The 15,600-nt window shown below is 61.8% G+C and carries 14 protein-coding genes; 6 read left to right on the top strand and 8 right to left on the bottom strand.

From position 1 onward, the window contains the following. Window positions 1-267 precede the first annotated feature (267 nt). On the bottom strand, window positions 268-1,647 hold the full coding sequence (locus GWC77_RS24995) for an MFS transporter (protein WP_173261360.1): 1,380 nt from the start codon (window positions 1,645-1,647) through the stop codon (window positions 268-270). Window positions 1,648-1,844: 197 nt separating this feature from the next. Beyond that, window positions 1,845-2,750, bottom strand: coding sequence for a LysR family transcriptional regulator (locus GWC77_RS24990; RefSeq protein ID WP_173261359.1), 906 nt, complete (start codon window positions 2,748-2,750; stop codon window positions 1,845-1,847). A gap of 109 nt (window positions 2,751-2,859) precedes the next feature. On the opposite strand from GWC77_RS24990, the gene GWC77_RS24985 reads away from it, so the two are divergent. Together GWC77_RS24985 and GWC77_RS24980 are read left to right on the top strand one after the other, a co-directional pair. Then, window positions 2,860-3,594 carry an SDR family oxidoreductase gene (locus tag GWC77_RS24985; protein ID WP_173261358.1) on the top strand — a complete coding sequence of 245 codons (735 nt, stop codon included), beginning with the start codon at window positions 2,860-2,862 and terminating at the stop codon, window positions 3,592-3,594. 20 nt (window positions 3,595-3,614) lie between these two features. Further along, on the top strand, window positions 3,615-4,349 hold the full coding sequence (locus GWC77_RS24980) for a metallophosphoesterase (protein WP_173261357.1): 735 nt from the start codon (window positions 3,615-3,617) through the stop codon (window positions 4,347-4,349). Window positions 4,350-4,434: 85 nt separating this feature from the next. On the opposite strand, the gene GWC77_RS24975 is transcribed toward GWC77_RS24980, so the two are convergent. Then, on the bottom strand, window positions 4,435-5,304 hold the full coding sequence (locus GWC77_RS24975) for an NmrA/HSCARG family protein (protein WP_173261356.1): 870 nt from the start codon (window positions 5,302-5,304) through the stop codon (window positions 4,435-4,437). Window positions 5,305-5,457: 153 nt separating this feature from the next. Between GWC77_RS24975 and GWC77_RS24970 the strand changes: the two genes are divergently transcribed. After that, complete coding sequence (locus GWC77_RS24970; RefSeq protein ID WP_173261361.1) at window positions 5,458-6,333, top strand: LysR family transcriptional regulator; 876 nt, start codon at window positions 5,458-5,460, stop codon at window positions 6,331-6,333. A 52-nt stretch (window positions 6,334-6,385) separates the two neighbouring features. On the opposite strand, the gene GWC77_RS24965 is transcribed toward GWC77_RS24970, so the two are convergent. Beyond that, window positions 6,386-7,111 (bottom strand): SDR family oxidoreductase, encoded by a 726-nt coding sequence (locus tag GWC77_RS24965; protein WP_173261355.1) that lies wholly within the window; start codon window positions 7,109-7,111, stop codon window positions 6,386-6,388. 116 nt (window positions 7,112-7,227) lie between these two features. Here GWC77_RS24965 and GWC77_RS24960 point away from each other — a divergent pair, with 116 nt between their 5' ends. Continuing rightward, window positions 7,228-8,178 (top strand): LysR family transcriptional regulator, encoded by a 951-nt coding sequence (locus GWC77_RS24960; RefSeq protein WP_173261353.1) that lies wholly within the window; start codon window positions 7,228-7,230, stop codon window positions 8,176-8,178. Window positions 8,179-8,281: 103 nt separating this feature from the next. Here GWC77_RS24960 and GWC77_RS24955 read toward each other — a convergent pair whose 3' ends face one another. Continuing rightward, window positions 8,282-9,658 carry an FAD-binding oxidoreductase gene (locus GWC77_RS24955; protein ID WP_173261351.1) on the bottom strand — a complete coding sequence of 459 codons (1,377 nt, stop codon included), beginning with the start codon at window positions 9,656-9,658 and terminating at the stop codon, window positions 8,282-8,284. 108 nt (window positions 9,659-9,766) lie between these two features. Between GWC77_RS24955 and GWC77_RS24950 the strand changes: the two genes are divergently transcribed. Beyond that, window positions 9,767-10,675 carry a LysR substrate-binding domain-containing protein gene (locus tag GWC77_RS24950; RefSeq protein WP_173261349.1) on the top strand — a complete coding sequence of 303 codons (909 nt, stop codon included), beginning with the start codon at window positions 9,767-9,769 and terminating at the stop codon, window positions 10,673-10,675. A gap of 89 nt (window positions 10,676-10,764) precedes the next feature. Here the strand turns inward: GWC77_RS24950 and GWC77_RS24945 are convergent, their stop codons facing one another. Together GWC77_RS24945 and GWC77_RS24940 are read right to left on the bottom strand one after the other, a co-directional pair. Further along, window positions 10,765-12,537, bottom strand: a complete 1,773-nt coding sequence (locus tag GWC77_RS24945; protein ID WP_173261348.1) for a SulP family inorganic anion transporter — start codon at window positions 12,535-12,537, stop codon at window positions 10,765-10,767. 121 nt (window positions 12,538-12,658) lie between these two features. Further along, complete coding sequence (locus GWC77_RS24940) at window positions 12,659-12,979, bottom strand: hypothetical protein (protein ID WP_173261346.1); 321 nt, start codon at window positions 12,977-12,979, stop codon at window positions 12,659-12,661. Window positions 12,980-13,337: 358 nt separating this feature from the next. On the opposite strand from GWC77_RS24940, the gene GWC77_RS24935 reads away from it, so the two are divergent. Next, window positions 13,338-14,192, top strand: coding sequence for a PA4780 family RIO1-like protein kinase (locus GWC77_RS24935; protein WP_173261344.1), 855 nt, complete (start codon window positions 13,338-13,340; stop codon window positions 14,190-14,192). Between the two features lie 146 nt (window positions 14,193-14,338). Here GWC77_RS24935 and GWC77_RS24930 read toward each other — a convergent pair whose 3' ends face one another. Beyond that, window positions 14,339-15,325, bottom strand: coding sequence for a transcriptional regulator GcvA (locus GWC77_RS24930; RefSeq protein ID WP_173261342.1), 987 nt, complete (start codon window positions 15,323-15,325; stop codon window positions 14,339-14,341). Window positions 15,326-15,600: the final 275 nt, after the last annotated feature.

Below are 15,600 nucleotides of genomic sequence, written 5' to 3'. Positions count from 1 at the left end.
TGCCGGCGCAGGCGGTGCTGGCGCAGGCGCAGGCGGTCACGGCGGCGGTCACGGTGGCGGCGGTCATGGTGGCGGCTCAAGGTGATCGGTCGCATTGTTTTGAGCCGCCCTTTGCGTGAAAGACGCAGATCAAGGCGGATACCGCAGGGGATTGTCGGCGCGCCCATCTTTTTCCATTTGATGAGCACCGCTGTGACAGAGTTGGAAGCCTATCCCGGCAGCGGCAACGCACGCCCGAATCGAGCGTTGCCGGCAACTCCCGCGACGCTAGTGCGAGAACCCCGACGCAGTTTCGCTGAGACTCTTGCCTTTTGTCTCAGGGGCAAGCCATTGGGACACACCGGCACCGACTGCCGCGATGCCGGCCGCGATCAGGATGGTCACCGAAGGCCCGAGATTGGTCATCGACCAGGGCATCAGGAACGTGCCGAGCCCGGCCCCGATCCTGCTGAAGGCGGCGGCAAAGCCCGTCCCGATCCCGCGGATTTCAGTCGGGAATACCTCGCCAGGATAGATACAAGTCAGCGTCCCGCAGCCCGCGTTGAAGAACGAGAAAGCGAGGAACAGTCCCAGCACGACCGCCCCAGGCGCATTCGCCCATATGCCGAGAATCGCGAGGATCACGGTGATGATCCACTGCGGCGGTACCGTCAAAACACGGCGACCCGCCTTGTCGATCATCAGGACCGTGGCAACACTGCCGGCCAGCGCAACTGCGGATAGCCCGACCCCTCCGGCGAGCCCGCCGCCGAGACCGAATTTCTGCAGCACGCTGTCGGCGAATGTGGCGATCGCGAAATACGGCGTGACGACGCAAAAAAAGAACATCGACACGAACAGCGTGACTCGCCAATACCGGCGCGAGAAGAGCATCCCGAAACCTCCTCCCGAGTGAACGATCTCGTGTTCGACGTCGGCCATGTCGGACGCGCTGTTCATATATCGGCGCGCGACGGAACGGGCCTGCTCGATACGGCTCTTACTCCACAGCCAGCGCGGCGATTCGGGCATGCCGATTCGGCCAAGAAACAAGGCTATCGCAATGTATGTGCTGGTACCGAGGATGTTCCGCCATCCGAGGTGGGTATACCGATCGAGCAGATAACCCACGACGAAGGCGAACATGAATCCGGCGTACCAGGCGATGAGGGTCAAGCCCATCAGCCGCCCTCGGATTCGGGATGGGGAGAATTCCGACAGCAGCGGCCAACCGACGGAATATTCCGCACCGATCGCGATACCCATCAGCAGTCGCACGAGGAATAGTTGCAACGGTGACGTAATGAAGAACTGCATGGAGCCAACGAAGAATTGCATGAACGACGCGATCACGAACAAGCCCATGTCGAGCAGGAACAGCGGTTTGCGGCCGAACTTGTCTCCAGCCCATCCGCCCAGCGGCGAACCGATGAGAATTCCGAACAACGCGCCGGCCGCGATCAGCCCTTCCCAGACCGGCGATATGGCGAGCTCGGCGGTCATTTTTCCGGACACGGGGCCGACGATCCCGAGGATATAGCCGTCCAGAAACGTACCGCCGGTCAGAACAATGATCATCCTGATCATGAAGCGTCGTTTGAACGCTGAGGACGTCTCGTCCTCGGGCGCTTCGGCCAGAACAGCAACTCCCTTCTCCAAAGAAGTCATACGTATCTCCTTTTATTACGACATGTACATACCGGCTGGGCGGCGTTGCGTCGAGTCTATGGAGGAGGTGGGAGTCGAGCTTTCACGCTTACGTCTGCAATTCGGCCGTAAACGACACTTGGCGCGTACGCTCAATGTCGTGTCGGGGGAAGACAAATGAACACCCGCGGCGCATGAAGCCGTCTTTTTCATCATGTCTACGGTTCGCTGTCGTGCCCTAACGTTTCCTGGAGGAAGGCGATAAAACTCGCCAGCTTCGGTGGCATGCGTGCATCGGGCAAATGCACGACATGGATGGGCCAGGTCTGCGCCGGCCACTCGGGAAAAAGACGAACGAGCCGACCGGCATCCAGATCTTCCTGCAGCATGACCTGAGGTTGAAAAATCACCCCTAATCCCGCGAGCGCGGCTTCGCGAAGTGCGAGGCCGCCATTGACATCGAGACGGCCACGCACCGCGATGCACTCCACCCCATTGCTGCCGGGACGTCCGAAACGCCATTCGCGTTGAGGTCCAGTCGGGACCATGAAAGCCAGGCAGTTGTGCTGCGCCAGATCGGCCGGTACCTGCGGCTGCCCATGGCGCGCCAGATAGGCCGGTGACGCGCAGGCGATACGCGGCGAATGGGTCAACGGCCGCGCAATCAAGCCCGAGTCCGGCAGAACCCCGGCGCGGATGGCGGCGTCGAAACCTTCCTCCGCCAGATCGACGAAACGATCGCTAAGGGACAGTTCGACCTGAACCTCGGGGTAGCGGTCGAGGTACGCGGCAAGGGCCGGGACGAGGACACGCGTGCCATAGATAACCGGGCAACTCACCCGCAACCGGCCACGCGGCTTGCTCTGCATTTCTCGCGCGTCCAGCTCGGCGGAGTCCACCAGCGCCAGAATCTCGAGGCATCGCGCGTGATAGCGCTTGCCAAGTTCAGTCAGGCTTTGACGCCGCGTCGTGCGATTCAGCAGCCGGCCTGCGAGGCGCCGCTCCAACTCGCGGATATGGTTGCCGACCATCGTGGGCGTCATACCGCTGCCTTCGGCCGCGGCGGTGAAGCTGCCGCGCTCGACCACGCGTGCAAATATCGCCATGCTGCTGAATCGGTCCATTCACAAGTTCTATTAATGAGTGTTCGAAGAAATCCAGTATTTATCAAGTGACGCTAAAGAATAATACTCGCGTCATGGTTTCATTCACAATCCACAGCCAGGACTCACCATGACCATTGCAAGCACGAACCTTCAGCATCAACACGTCGTCCTGCTGGGCGGCACCTCGGGACTCGGCCTCGCCACGGCCGAGGCCGCGCTCGCAGCCGGCGCCTCAGTGAGCGTCGTTTCATCGCGCAGTGAGCGAGTCGCCGAAGCCGTCGCGAGACTCGGCGACCGCGTCAAGGGATACACGGTCGATCTGAGTAACGAGTCCGCCGTGCGCGCGCTGTTCGGGCAACTCGGCGCTTTCGACCATCTGGTCTACAGCGCGGGGGATGCGTTGCGAATCGGGGCGCTCGCCGACATGGACCTCGCTACCGTCCGTCAGATTTTCGAAGTGCGAGTATTCGGCGCAATCGCCGCCGTCAAACATGCGGCGCCATATCTCCGTCCCGGCGGCTCCGTGGTGTTGACCAGCGGTATTGCAAGCTTGCGGCCACAAAACGGCTGGGTGGCGCTGGCCAGCGTCTGCAGCGCGATGGAAGGTCTCACACGTGCACTCGCGGTGGAGTTGGCGCCCATTCGCGTCAACCTTGTGAGTCCCGGTTTGGTGCGCACGCCGCTGTGGGACAACTTGCCGGAATTCGAGCGCGAAGCGCTCTACTCCGCGAGCAGCGCGGCGTTGCCAGTCGGTCGTGTCGGCGAGGCGGAGGACATCGCGCAAACGTACGTCTATTCGATGACCAATCGCTATGCTACGGGACAGACCATGATCGTGGACGGCGGTGGCGTGCTGGTCTGATCAGGAACAGGCTCTAGCCGATGAAAATCGCAGCACTATCGGACATCCACGGCAACCTCGCCGCGCTCGACGCCGTGCTGGCGGATATTCGTGCGGCCGGTGCGGATGTGGTCGTCAATCTCGGCGACATTCTCTCAGGCGCGCTTTATCCAAGAGAAACGGCAGACCGGTTGATGCCTCTTTGCCTGCCCTCTATCCGGGGCAATCACGAAAGACAAGTACTTGCCCGGGATCGCGCCCGCATGGGCCCATCCGACCGATGGGCGCTCGATTGCCTGCGCCCGGATCAACTGGATTGGATCGATGGCTTGCCCAGCACGCTGCCTGTCGGGGAAGACGTTCTCCTGGTCCACGGCACACCCGAAGACGACTTGGCCTACTTCCTGGAAACCGTAACGCCCTCCGAATGCCGGGAAGCGACGTCGGAGGAGGTTGAACTGCGAGCTGGGAATGTGGCTTCGAAGCTGATTCTCTGCGGGCATACCCACTTGCAGCGCGCGCGGACGCTTGACGACGGGCGCTTGATCGTAAATCCAGGCAGTGTCGGCCTTCAGGCTTATGAAGATGATCGACCCTTTCCTCATCGTATGGAAATGGGCTCGCCCCACGCGCGATATGCGTTCGTGACCCGGATCGGATCGAAGTGGACTGTCGAGTTTCGTGCCATTGAATACGACTGGGACGCTGCGTCGGCGACAGCGAAGGCGAACGGCCGGCACGACTGGGCCGTCGCTCTTCGCAGCGGTCGGTGCTGAAACAAGGTACTCACGTCGGAAACCGGCCGGATACCAGACAATCCGCCTCTTCGACAACGAGCTCATGCAGTTGGCGCGGGCCGGCCTACGACGCGGCGATGGCCTCGTTGACGAAGTCGGTGTACTTGCGCAGGGGACGCCCGAGCATGGCTTGCAGGCGACCCGCTGCGCCGTGCGCGCCGTGCATGCCGAACTTCTGAATCCCGGCCATCATCAAGCGCATGTCGTACGCAAGCCAGGACGGGCCGAACGAGGCCATCTGTCCTTCGAAGGCCACCACGTCGTCTCCGCCGTAAGTCACTTCGCGACCGAGCGCGGCACTCCAGATTTTGGCCACCGACTCTCCAGTCAACCGCTCGGGCCCGACCAACTCCAGCGTCACGTGCGGTGACGGCGCGAGCTCGCGGTCCCGGCGCAGCAGTTCGGCGACGGCGATGTCCGCGATATCTCGCGCATCGATCATCGCGACGCCCGTCGAGCCGATCGGCATCGGATAGACGCCGTAATTCTGGATCGTCTGCTGGACCATGCGCTCGTTCTGCATGAAGTAGGCAGGTCGAAGGACGGTCGCCGGAATGTCCAGGCTCCCGATCATTCGCTCAACCGTGTACTTGCCGGTGAAATGCGGCACGTTGGTGAACTGGTCAGCGTGGATGACCGACAGGTAGACGACGCGCTCGATGCCAGCCTCGCGAGCCAGGTTCAGCGCGACGAGGGCTTGCGTCACTTCGTCGGGCGTGACGGCGTTCAGCAAAAACAACGTGCGCACCGACGACAGTGCGGCGCGCAATGAGGCCACGTCGGTCAGGTCGCCGACGACTTCCGTGACGCCCGCCGGAAACGACCGCTTTCCGGGCGTGCGGACGAACGCGTTGACCTGGGCGCCGGCGGCGGCCAGACCTTGGACAACGAGGGAACCGATGGTGCCGGTGGCACCGGTGACGAGAATGCTCATGGATATCTCCAGGGGGTATGTGACGAGTTCAGGGATCGGTCGGCGCGAGACGTCCGCGACGACATCGGAGTTGCGATGACGAAAAGATACGTCGTTGCACAAATAAAACGAAGATGCCAGAATCAAGACGCATCGTTTCAAATTTGGAACACCATGGACCTGAACGCATTGACCGACTTCGCGCTCGTCGCAACGAATGGAGGACTGGGAAAGGCGAGCCGTGCGAGCGGGAGATCGAAGGCGACCCTGTCCCGGCGCATCGCGGATCTGGAAGAGCAACTCGGCGTGCGACTCATCGAGCGCGGCGCCCGTGGGCTCAAGCTCACGGAAGCCGGCCAGATGTTGGTGGCGCGCACCGAAGGGCCGATGCACGAGGTGCTTGACGCCATGACTGCGGCCCGCGAGGGCTCGTCGGCACCGCGCGGACGCTTACGTGTCGCTTCCCCGGTGCTGTTCTCCCAGCTTGCGATGGGCCGCATCTCCGCCGCGTTCTGCGCGGCTTATCCCGAGGTCACGTGCGAGGTGGTGGCGGAAGATCGCCTCGTCGATCTCTTCGAAGAGCAGTTCGACGCCGCGATTCGTATCAATCCAGGCCCGGACGGCAGCCTCGTGGGCCGCTGCTTCGCCAAGGACCGGCTGGTGGTCGTCGCCGCGCCCTCCGTGCCTATGCCAACCCGCGGCAAAGTCAGGCCCGTTCCCGCGATCGTTTCCTCGAGCTTTCAAACCGGGAATTGGACGCTGGACGACGGACGCTTGGTTCTCGAGCCGATCCCTAGGCTGATGCTGTCCTCATTCATGATGATTCGCGACGCTGCAATTGCCGGAGCGGGCGTCGCGCTGATGCCGCGGTCCATTGCGTGGAACCAACTGACTCGCGGAGAGTTGGTTCAGTGGGGCACGGTTTCGGGTGCGGATGTGGCCCTCTGGATCTTGCATACCTCGCGACGACTTCCCGCGCCGAAGGTTCGGGCGTTCGTCGACTTCATGTGTGAGCAGTACCCGGAGGGATCTCTCGTACTGAACGGCTAAGCGGTCGCCCAGGCAGAGGAGCGATGGCGGCGAACGGTGTGACTAGCGCTTATCAAAGCAGTCGGAAGCCGCCGTCGCATTCGATGATGGCTCCCGTCATGAAGGTGTTCTCCATCAGAAACTGGAGCGCGTGCGCGACATCTTCCGCGTGACCCACGCGTCCGACCGGCAAGGTTTCAGCTTGTTGACGGAACAGGTCCGCCTTGACGCCGGCGGGGAATTTGTCCCACCACGCTGTATCGACCACGCCTGGCGAAACGGCGTTGACACGCAGTGGTGCAAGTTCACGGGCGAGTGTACCGATCATGCTTTCGAGTGCGCCGTTGATCGCACCCAACCCCGCTGTGCCGGGATTGGCGATGCGACCGGAAATAGAGGTTACGAACGTCAAGCTGCCGTCGCGGCGAAGGGCCGGCAAGCCGGCCTGCGCCGCTTCGAGCTGCGGCCAGAATTTGGCCTCGAACCCGCGACGCAGGGCAGTCAGATCGAGTTCGCTAAACCGGCCGCCACCCTCACCTCCGGACAATGTCAGCACCAGGTGATCGATGGCGCCTACACGGGCGAAGAAACGGTCGAGCGCGGCACGGTCGCTGCAGTCGAGCGCTTCGCCGACGACGTGTCCACGTCCTTCGAGGCCGGCGAGCGCCTTGTCGAGTTTCCCCTGATCACGGCCGACTGCCACGACGTTCGCGTTGGCCGCTGCCAGTCTCGACACCATTGCCAGCCCCATGCCCGATGAGCCGCCCAGCACGACGACTTTCTGATTTTGCCAATTCATATCGCTGCTCCTGTGAATGAGGGAGCCGGCCGACATGCCATCACATCGCATGTTGCGGCGCTCTCCATGGCGATAGAATGCGTGTGAGACGGATATCAATCAAATCGTTCGTTGCGATGGCCAACATCATTGAAAATGATTTCAGGCGTTTCGACTTGAACCTGCTGCTCACCTTTCGCGCACTGTTCGAGGAGCGCAGCGTCACGCGCGCCGCGAAGCGGCTCTTCCTCGGCCAGCCGGCGGTGAGCGGAGGCCTCAAACGGTTGCGTGAGGCGTTCGGCGATGACCTGTTCGTACGCACGTCGCGCGGCATCGCGCCTACCCCGCGTGCGCTCGAACTGATGCGGCAGATCGAGCCATTTCTTCAATCGCTGCACCAGGTGCTCACGCAGCCACCCGTGTTCGATCCGGCGAGCGCGCAGCGCGTGTTTCGCATCGGCTTGAGCGATTCGCTGGAAGTACTCATGACGCCGGAAATCATGGATCGTCTGACCGCCACGGCTCCGGGTGTGAAGCTGATCGCGCGCCCCACCGATTCGACGCGCGCGGCGGCGATGCTCGACGAGGGAGAGATCGAACTCGCGGTCGGGGTTTTCCCCGAAAGTGTGCAATGGCAGCGGCGCCGCCCGCTGTTTCAATGGCGTTTTGTGAGCGTCTACAATCCGCGCCTCGTCAGAACACGCAGCAAACGTCTGTCGATGGTGGAATTCCTGCGACATCGGCATGTGCTGACCTCGTTCAGCGCTGGTCTGCACGGCTTTATCGACGAGCGGCTGGCTTTAGACGGACTCAAGCGCGACGTGGTGTTCTCCAGCGCAAATTTCGCCACGAGTCCGTTCATCGTACGGCGCACGCCCGCGATCGCCACGGTGCCGGACTTCATTGGCCGCGTCTGGCGCGACGCCTTGGACCTGGCGATGAGTCCGCTGCCATTCGATGTGCCGGGCTACGAAGTCTCGCTGATGTGGTCCGCGGCGCGCGATCAGGATCCTGGGCTCGCCTGGCTGGCTGATGTGTTCGCGCACGCGTTCGAAGAGAAAGGGGAAAAACGGACCCGTCTCCGATAAATGTCTTTTGAGCGCTTACAGCACGGCGCCGCTCGCGCCGCTGCGCAGCGATTGCCGATGAGCTCGGTCGTTACCGTTGCACCATGTAGGCTCGATGACTCAGTCAGGCAAGCGGCGCGATGTTCTGGTTCATGCGGAAGAAGTTCGTCGGATCATAGCGGGCTTTGATCTGCTGAAGCCGTCGGTAATTGGGACCGTACGCTGCCGCAATCGGTTCGCCCATCTCATCGTCGTCCAGGTAGTTGACATAGCGACCGTCGGCAAAAAAAGGTCGCATCGCCTCGTAGGTTTCGCGAGCCCAGGCGATGCAGGCACCGGTGTCCGCCGGCTGCATCCATTGGGCGAGCACGAGGAAGTTGTAGCCTTCGCCCCGGTGCGGGAAGGCCGTCTCGGTAGCACTGACCCGGGTAACCGCGCCGTGGAAATGTTCGAGGAGCAGTTGGCCCATTGTCGTCGGGCATCGCGCGAAAGAGGCGATCATCGTATCGATCGCAGCGTCGCTCAACTCCCTGAGAAAGCTGGACTTCCAGTAGTTGAGCGCGCCTTTCGGATAGCTGGCGTCGAGCATGCCGTTGAGTTGCGAATAGGGAATCGGCCCAACGGCATCCAGGATGGGAACGCCGAACTGCTTCAGCGGCCGCATTGCTCTCTCGGCGTCTTCCAACGGCCCACAGTGGCAGGTGACCAGCCCGGCCACCTCAGTGCCTGACCCGTCGGGCGCATGGGTCAACGTTGCGAACAGGGTGTGCTCATCAGGCAACGACCGTGTGCTGTCGCGGAAGAACTCGAGCAAGGCTCGTGAGGATTCGATCGGATGGACGATCGGGCCGCCGGTAATGATCGGTCCAACCGGGTGGAGTTGATACTCGAAGCCCGTGGCGACCCCGAAGTTTCCGCCGCCGCCGCGGAGCGCCCAAAAAAGCTCAGGCTCATGGTGCTTGCTCGCCCTCAGAACCTTGCCGCCCGCCGTGACGAGATCCACCGCCCGCAGATTATCGAGCGCCAGGCCGTACTTGCCCATCAGCCAGCCCACCCCGCCCCCGAGGGTCAGCCCGGCAATGCCCGTGCTCGAAATCACGCCCCCGGTGACGGCCAGGCCGTGCAACTGCGTCTCGCGATTGAGCTCGCCCCAGGTGACGCCGCCTTGCGCCCAAGCCGTTCTGGCCTCCGCATCGACGTGGATGCCTTTCATCGGCGAAAGATCGATCATTACCCCACCGTCGATCGTCGCCCGTCCCGCCACGTTGTGGCCGCCACCGCGAATCGCACCCTCGAGGCCGAGCCTGCGGGTGAGTTCGAGGGCCTCGACAACGTCGGCTACGCCGCGGCACCTCGCGATCAAGGCGGGCCGTTTATCGACGAGACCGTTGTGGACCTTCCTCGCATCCTCATAGCCGGCGTCCAGGGGTTGCAGGAGCTCGCCGCGGAAGGTGCGCCCAAGCTCGGCCGCAGCGTCGGCCAACGATTTGATCGGCAGCATGGTGTCGTCTCCTCGAATTAATTCATTCCAAGTCTTCACTCAAACCGGCCCATGAGCAAATTCGAAGAATTCAGCTAAGGGTGAACTGGTTTCACCTACACTGCTTGCATGCATAAGCTGCCGCCCCTCGTAGAACTCCGCGCGTTCGACGCGGTCGCTCGGCACATGAGCTTCAAGAAGGCCGCGCTGGAGCTGTGCGTCACGCCTACAGCAATCAGCCATCAAATCCGATTGCTCGAGCGCTATTGTGGTTGCACCCTGTTCCGTCGCAGGCCGCGGCCCTTGGCGCTGACCGATGCAGGAGCGCGCCTGTTCCCCGCCATTCGTGGAGGGCTCGAAATATTTGCCACCGCGATCGCGGCCGTCAAGCACGATAGCGAGCAGCAGCCCCTTCGCGTGACGACGACGAACGCTTTTGCCAGCCGTTGGCTCGTGCCCCGCCTGTCCGCGTGGCGGAAATTGCATCCCTCCGTGCCGCTGGAGGTGATCGGCACGGATACCGTGCTCGATCTGAAGGCCGGCGAGGGTGACGTCGCCATTCGTTATGCGACCAGCCGAATAGTGCCGACGGACGGCATCGTCGATGAATTCTTGAGAGATACATTCTGGCCCGTCTACAATCCGCGCTTGCTTTCAACTGGACAATTGAAGAGACCCGCCGATCTCGTAGAGCATGTGCTGATCCACTCCTATTGGTCGCCAGCCGACCGCGAGCCGCCCACCTGGCAGAGATGGCTTGCCGCGGCGCAGCGCAGATGGCGTGAAGTGCCCGATTTCAAGGACATGCAGCACCTGAGCTTCCGGGAGGAACTGCATGCCATCGAGGCGGTAATCGCCGGCCAGGGAGTCGGCATTTTCAGTGACGCACTCGTGGCAACCGAACTCGCCGCCGGTACGCTCGTAAAAGCATTCAAGCTGAGCTTGCCTGGGTATCGCTTCTACGTGATTCGCCGGCCAAACCATCCGCGCGAAACGACCATCCGAGCGTTCTCGGAGTGGTTGCGGTCAACTACCTGATCCGATCGTCTTGTTCGTCCAAATGAGCCTGCGGACAAGGGCCCGCCCCTGGCGGAGCCAGCGGCGGTCCTGCGCAATGCGCAAGAAAATCACCTGTCGTCTTCCCAATCGTGCCATTCGATCCGATGCTCCCGCAGATACTCGTTGACCGCACTACCTACCGTCGGCACGAAGTAACGCTCGCCGATACGCTCGTAAATCCCGTATCGCTTCAGGCTGTCCTTGACGGGCCCCTTCAATTCCGCAAAGCAGAGCTGTACCTGCATGGCATCGAGTTCTTCGTCGAGCTTCACGAGCATGTCGGCGGCGGTGATGTCGATGTCCGTCACCGGCTCCGCAGCGATGACGATCCAGTGCGTCGCTGTCGGTGCATCATCGAGTGCTCGTCGCACGCGTTCTTTGAAGATTTGCGCATTGGCGAAAAATAGCGGCGCATCCCAGCGCAGCAGCACGAGGCCGGGGATGCGCCGGGCATCGGGATGGCGCGAAATGTCGTGGTAGCCCTTGACGCCATCCACGCGGCCGAGCACGGCCGTGTAGGGCCACCACGCTCGCCACAGAAACATCAACAAGGCCAGCGCAACTGCGATGCCGACGCCCGCCACGACACCGGATAGCACGACGCCCGCGAAACAGACCAGCGCCTGAACGAATTCGCCACGCCGTAGCCGATAGAGCCGCAGCACACCGCGCATTTCGAGCAACGCCAATGAAGCCGCGACGACCACTGCCGCGAGTGCAGCTTGCGGTGTATTGCGCAGCGCCTGCGGCACGAAAACCAGCAGAATTGCAACGACTGCCGCCGCCACCAGTCCGGTCACCTGGGTTTTTGCACCGGCCGCCTCGGCGACCGGCGTCCTCGATCCGCTCGCGCTCACAGGAAAGCCTTCGAACAGGGCGGCAGCGATATTCGCGACACCCAGCGCGAAGCACTCCTGGTTGCGATCGATGCGGCCGCCACTGCGTAATCCGTAAGTCTGCGACAACATGCTGACGTCGGTGAGCGAGACGAGCGCGATCGCGGCAGCGGTCGCGCACAGCCTGAGCCACTCATCCGACGTGAGAAGAGGAATTTGAAACGCAGGCAAACCGCGCGGCAAAGTACCGACGACCGCGATACCGGCGCGCGAACCGAGATCGCCCAACGACGTGGCAAGCGTCGCGACGGCAACCGCAATCAACACTCCAGGAACCTTGGGCGCCAACCGTCGGCACGCCAGAATGATGCCGATCGAACCTGCGCCGACGGCAAGCGCTGCGCTGTTGATCCGGCCAGCCAATATGCCGGCCATGAGTTCGCGAGCCTGCGAGAGAAAGGACTCGCCGGTCACCGAGAAGCCGAGCAGCTTGGGCAACTGACCGACGATGATCGTCAACATGATGCCGTTCAGATAGCCATGACGAATGGGCGTCGAAAGCAGATCCGCTACGAAGCCTAGTTTGAGCAGACCCACGGCTGCACAAAGGCCGCCGGAAAGGAGTGCGAGCGCGCTGGCAAGCATCACCGCTTGTGCGCCGCTGCGATGCATCGACGCCGTGACGGCTACCGCAATGAGCGCGACAAGCGCAGAGTCGGGCCCCAGCACGAGGATACGGCTGGGCCCGAACAAGGCGTACGCGATCAAAGCCGCCAGCGACGCGTACAACCCTGTCACGGAGGGCATGCCTGCCGCCTGCGCATAAGCCATCCCCGCCGGCACGAGGATGGCGCTAAGCGTGATGCCGGCGACGATATCGTGCGGCAACCAGACGAGCCGGTAGGCGCGCAGCCAAGCCAACGCCGGAAGCCAATGCCCTAGTCGACTTACAACAGTCTCTCGGCGCGTTGGGGGATCGGTTTCGCGGGATTCACGGGTATGCATGTCGCGCGACCTCGCCACGCCTCATAGCCGCGGCTCACCGCATCTGTAGACCGATGTGCGAAAAAGAAACAACGGGCCTGTGGGCCAACTCAAGCCGCTTGGGTCAGGCCGCGTTAGCTGGTTAGCTGCCCTTGCTGTGCTCGGACTCTTCGCGCGGCTGGTGCGCCTCATCACCGTGACCGGGGAAAAAAACGTTCATAACGTCCCGGACCCCTTCGGCGAGCGTCGCCTCCGCGCCGATGCCTTCGGTTTCGCCAGACTTCGCCGGGTCGGCGCTCAACCCGCGCCAATGCGTGAAAACGAGCAAAGGCTTTTCGGTCCATTCACCGCCGCCAAACTTTGCGAAGGCCGTATCGCCACTTACAAGTTGAACCTCGTACCATCCATCGCGGACCGGAGCGTACTTGTTCAGAGGAAACCAGTCGGTTGGTTGGATTTCCATGAGTTCCTCACTGAGCTATCGCTGTCTGTCGATCGAAGTGCCGCGCCGGCCAGACTAGCCACTGCCGATGTCATCGCGCTGCGCCGGCGTTGTGCAGGCAATCGGGAGGTGGCAAGCGCTTAATTATAGAACTCGACAACTTTGGGGCCACATGTGGCGAACCCCAAGTTCTCGACGCGATGGGTCGCCTTCCCCCCGCCCGCTTATAATCCGGCATGACTCCCTCCCTTCCCAATGTAAACCCTAAGAGTGGCACCGGCTGCGCGACTCATCGTCTGCTGATCGCGCACACGTCAGCGAGCCATTCGTCGCCCACGCATTTCGAACGCACACGCCATGAGCAGCACGGGACGATCGGATGAAAATACCCAAAAGGCTCGCGCCGCTTCTCGACGAAGGACTCATCGACGAGGTTATCGGCCAATTGATGAGCGGCAAGGAAGCCACAGTCTACGTCGTACGAAGCGGCGACTCGACACGTTGCGCAAAGGTTTACAAGGACGCGAAGCAGCGCAGTTTCCGGCAAGCGGCGTCGTATCGGGACGGCCGCAAGGTCCAGAACAGCCGGCAGGCGCGTGCAATGGAAAAAGGCACGCGGTATGGACGTCAGATGCAGGAAGAGTTGTGGCAGAACGCTGAAGTCGACGCGCTGTTCCGGCTCGCCAACGCGGGCGTGCGCGTGCCGCAACCGTATATCTGTACCGATGGCGTTTTACTGATGGAACTGGTGGTCGACGCAACGGGTGGCGTCGCGCCTCGCCTCAACGACGTCGATCTGACCGAAGCTCGGGCCCTCGAACTGCATGCGCTGCTGCTCAATCAGGTCGTCCGCATGCTCTGCGCGGGTGTGGTTCACGGCGACCTGTCCGAATACAACATCCTGCTGGCGGCGGATGGGCCAGTGATCATCGATCTGCCTCAGGCCGTCGACGCCGCCGCCAATAACGAAGCCGCCTCGATGCTCAAGCGCGATGTCGACAATCTGGCCGCGTACTTCGGACGCTTCGCACCGCAAATTCTCGCCACCGGTTACGGAACGGAAATTTGGGCATTGTTCGAAGCAGGCCAGCTGCATGTGGATGTCGAGTTGAGCGGCCGCATCGAAGTCGATACGCGACCTGTCGACCTCGATAGCGTGCTGCAGGAACTCGAAGAGACTCGTCTCGAGGAAGACGCGCGAATTCGACGACAGCAGGAACTGAGCGCAGGGTAATACTCCCGATGTAGGAGTTTTAGGCGAAATGGCACCAGCACCCCGTCGCGCGCCGTCAGCCAGGCTGAGCGCGGCCAGCGGGTCGGGCGGGATACGCGAACCGAATTCGAGCAGCGGCGCCACGAAGCGTCATTGGCCGAGCGTATTCATCGACCGGTTCGCACATCGATCGCAAGCGCCGCGTCGTCCACTTCCGCCTCGTTGTCAAGATCGCCCACCCGGACGGTGGGCCCATCTTCTGTACGGCCGATCAAGTCGATAAGCCAACTGCGCAGCGCCACGACCTTCGCGCAGTTGGCAAGATCGCGCGGCGAAACGAGGTAAAACGCGCGATTGGTCGCAACCGATTTCTCGAACGGCGCGACGAGTCGCCCGGCGCGCAGGTCGTCCTCGACATAGGCGCGCCTGCCGATGCACACGCCGAGCCCATCTATGGCAGCTTGCACGGCCATCAGCGCGAGATCGAAGGTCAGCCGCGCACCACCAGTCACGTGGGCCGGCAGCCCCACCGCCCCCAGCCATATGCTCCAGTCGTTGCTGGTTACTCCGCTCACCTGCAGCAGCGTGTGATAGGCAAGATTGTCGAGGCTCGTAAGCGGATGATTGCCCGTCAGCAATTTCGGGCTACACACGGGAAAAATCTCATCGGCCATTAGCCAGTCAGCGTGCAGTCCTTTCCATTCGCCACTGCCGTAACGTATTGCCGTGTCGGCGCCGCCGACCACGAAATCGACGAGGTCGGTCGAGGCGCTTATTCGAATGTCGATCTCAGGATGCTCGAGACGAAACGAGCCTAAGCGCGGCAGGAGCCACTTCGCCGCGAACGTGGCGAGCGTGGAAATCGTAAGCGTGGTGTTGTTGCAGCCTTCGAGCAGTTGCTCGGTGGAGAAACGTAGCTGATCGAACGCGAGGCTCACGCCCTGCAGATATGCCTGCCCAGAGGCGGTCAATTCAAGCCTCTCCTTGATGCGGTGAAACAGGCGGATTCCCAGTTCAGCCTCGAGACGCCGCACCTGATGGCTGACCGCTGTCTGCGTGACGTTTAATTCAGAGGCCGCTTTTGTGAAACTCATGTGACGCGCCGCGCATTCAAATACTTTCAGACCGTTCAGTGACGGAAGTTTTGCTGCCATAACCATACCCATGAAAATTTCTCATATCGTAGCACGCAAGATGTCATCTGCCTGCAAATCGATTTCTTGCGATGCTTTGCACCGCCTCTTTGCCGCAAATTCATCATTAAGCAGCACACTCAACGAGTGAATATACCAATGAGCAATCAGGCTCTTTTGAAAATGCAGTGGGTAACGCGGCTCACGAGGCATGCGGGTTGAAGCTGGAGAAATCTAGCTTGCCGGCGATGAGGAACAGCACGGTTCGCATTGTTTCGAAGCGCGTGTAGCCGCGC

It is taken from the genome of Paraburkholderia sp. NMBU_R16 (assembly GCF_013282575.1).
In the GTDB taxonomy this organism is placed as follows: domain Bacteria; phylum Pseudomonadota; class Gammaproteobacteria; order Burkholderiales; family Burkholderiaceae; genus Trinickia.
Note: the sequence above shows the minus strand (reverse complement) of the source record. Positions and strands in the feature narration are given on the sequence as shown.

What these genes read in the sequence shown, in the direction of transcription:
- GWC77_RS24995 (WP_173261360.1), bottom strand. Translation starts at nt 1,647, where the DNA reads ATGACTTCTTTGGAGAAGGGAGTTGCTGTTCTGGCCGAAGCGCCCGAG.
- GWC77_RS24990 (WP_173261359.1), bottom strand. Translation starts at nt 2,750, where the DNA reads ATGGACCGATTCAGCAGCATGGCGATATTTGCACGCGTGGTCGAGCGC.
- GWC77_RS24985 (WP_173261358.1), top strand. Translation starts at nt 2,860, where the DNA reads ATGACCATTGCAAGCACGAACCTTCAGCATCAACACGTCGTCCTGCTG.
- GWC77_RS24980 (WP_173261357.1), top strand. Translation starts at nt 3,615, where the DNA reads ATGAAAATCGCAGCACTATCGGACATCCACGGCAACCTCGCCGCGCTC.
- GWC77_RS24975 (WP_173261356.1), bottom strand. Translation starts at nt 5,304, where the DNA reads ATGAGCATTCTCGTCACCGGTGCCACCGGCACCATCGGTTCCCTCGTT.
- GWC77_RS24970 (WP_173261361.1), top strand. Translation starts at nt 5,458, where the DNA reads ATGGACCTGAACGCATTGACCGACTTCGCGCTCGTCGCAACGAATGGA.
- GWC77_RS24965 (WP_173261355.1), bottom strand. Translation starts at nt 7,111, where the DNA reads ATGAATTGGCAAAATCAGAAAGTCGTCGTGCTGGGCGGCTCATCGGGC.
- GWC77_RS24960 (WP_173261353.1), top strand. Translation starts at nt 7,228, where the DNA reads ATGGCCAACATCATTGAAAATGATTTCAGGCGTTTCGACTTGAACCTG.
- GWC77_RS24955 (WP_173261351.1), bottom strand. Translation starts at nt 9,658, where the DNA reads ATGCTGCCGATCAAATCGTTGGCCGACGCTGCGGCCGAGCTTGGGCGC.
- GWC77_RS24950 (WP_173261349.1), top strand. Translation starts at nt 9,767, where the DNA reads ATGCATAAGCTGCCGCCCCTCGTAGAACTCCGCGCGTTCGACGCGGTC.
- GWC77_RS24945 (WP_173261348.1), bottom strand. Translation starts at nt 12,537, where the DNA reads ATGCATACCCGTGAATCCCGCGAAACCGATCCCCCAACGCGCCGAGAG.
- GWC77_RS24940 (WP_173261346.1), bottom strand. Translation starts at nt 12,979, where the DNA reads ATGGAAATCCAACCAACCGACTGGTTTCCTCTGAACAAGTACGCTCCG.
- GWC77_RS24935 (WP_173261344.1), top strand. Translation starts at nt 13,338, where the DNA reads ATGAAAATACCCAAAAGGCTCGCGCCGCTTCTCGACGAAGGACTCATC.
- GWC77_RS24930 (WP_173261342.1), bottom strand. Translation starts at nt 15,325, where the DNA reads ATGGCAGCAAAACTTCCGTCACTGAACGGTCTGAAAGTATTTGAATGC.